Below are 764 nucleotides of genomic sequence, written 5' to 3' on the forward strand. Positions count from 1 at the left end.
CCCATCCCGAACAGGACCGTGAAACAACTTCGCGCCGATGATAGTGCGGATCCCCGTGTGAAAGTAGGTCATCGTCAGGCTCTTATTAGACCAACCCCCAGTACGCAAAGCGTGCTGGGGGTTCGGCATTTGGGGTGTGAGTGAAGAGGCTAAACCCTTTGTGACAATCAGTTGCGATGGTTGAGCATCGGGCGTCATTGAGCGAAGTGTGCAAATAGATCTTAAAAATTTGTCTTGATGCTCGAAAAACTGCTATAATTTCAAATTCCTTGGAGGAGTGCCCGAGTGGTTAAAGGGGGCAGACTGTAAATCTGTTGGCTTGCGCCTACACTGGTTCGAATCCAGTCTCCTCCACCAAGAATGATGCTGAGGCTCTGTGCACGCAGAGTGCTCATGCGGGAGTAGTTCAATGGTAGAACCCCAGCCTTCCAAGCTGATGACGCGGGTTCGATTCCCGTCTCCCGCTCCAGGCATGCATTGGAGCTTGTCTCCAATTGCCCATGTGGCTCAGTGGTAGAGCACTCCCTTGGTAAGGGAGAGGTCGGCAGTTCGATCCTGCCCATGGGCACCAATTGTGGTGCGCTCGGTTGGTGCGCCAAGTTTTTTGCATTATTGTGGTTTTTTCGGAGTCGAAAAGATGGCAAAAGGTAAGTTTGAGCGCACCAAGCCCCACGTCAACGTGGGCACGATCGGTCACGTCGACCACGGCAAGACCACGCTGACCGCAGCGATCGCCACCGTGCTGGCCAAGAAGTTCGGCGGCG

1 protein-coding gene and 3 tRNA genes are annotated in these 764 nt (G+C 53.9%); all 4 read left to right on the forward strand.

What is annotated here, in order from left to right:
* Positions 1-271 precede the first annotated feature (271 nt).
* Positions 272-357 (forward strand) — tRNA-Tyr (locus tag ABD767_RS17220).
* Between the two features lie 38 nt (positions 358-395).
* Positions 396-469, forward strand: a tRNA-Gly gene (locus tag ABD767_RS17225).
* Positions 470-496: 27 nt separating this feature from the next.
* Positions 497-571 (forward strand) — tRNA-Thr (locus tag ABD767_RS17230).
* Between the two features lie 66 nt (positions 572-637).
* On the forward strand, positions 638-764 hold a 127-nt coding region (locus tag ABD767_RS17235; protein WP_344869949.1), incomplete at its 3' end, for a GTP-binding protein.

It is taken from the genome of Comamonas faecalis (assembly GCF_039538025.1).
GTDB lineage: Bacteria > Pseudomonadota > Gammaproteobacteria > Burkholderiales > Burkholderiaceae_C > Comamonas_C > Comamonas_C faecalis.